The following is a 505-nucleotide window of genomic DNA, read 5'->3' as shown; positions in this document are numbered from 1 at the left end:
CAGTCAGTGAGCGCAATCAACGAAATCTGGAGTATGGATTTCGTCGTCGACGCGCTGTTTGATGGTCGACGCTTGCGCACGCTCACGATCGTGGACAACTACACGCGGGAACCGGGGCTTCGGACTGTGCTTCCTGAGAGGTGATGCCGCTTGTTCGGACAGGGTCCCGAGATTTTTGAGTGGAACGTCCGGGGCGATCATGCTGCCGATTTGATCGCTGGCATCCGCGCCGACGGCCGCAAGGAAGTGCTGGGTTTGTGGATCGAGCAAACCGAAGGCGCCAAGTTCTGGCTGAAGGTCTTCAACGAGCTGAAGAACCGCGGCTTGCACGACATCCTGATCGCGGTGGTCGACGGTTTGCGCGGCTTCCCCGAAGCAATCGAGGCGGTCTATTCGGCCGCCCAGATCCAGACCTGCATCGTGCATCTGATCCGCAATTCGCTGAATCTGGCGAGCTGGAAAGACCGCAAGCCGCTGGCTGCCGCGATCAAGCCGATTTACCAGG

At 59.4% G+C, this 505-nt stretch carries 2 pseudogenes; both read left to right on the top strand.

Going from position 1 to position 505, the window contains the following annotated elements:
• A pseudogene (locus ACNQQL_RS36080) lies at window positions 1-111 on the top strand (IS3 family transposase); the annotation flags it as partial.
• 108 nt (window positions 112-219) lie between these two features.
• Window positions 220-505 (top strand): annotated as a pseudogene (locus ACNQQL_RS36075) (transposase); the annotation flags it as partial.

The organism is Burkholderia sp. LFS061 (assembly GCF_047978125.1).
In the GTDB taxonomy this organism is placed as follows: domain Bacteria; phylum Pseudomonadota; class Gammaproteobacteria; order Burkholderiales; family Burkholderiaceae; genus Burkholderia; species Burkholderia pyrrocinia_C.
Note: the sequence above shows the minus strand (reverse complement) of the source record. Positions and strands in the feature narration are given on the sequence as shown.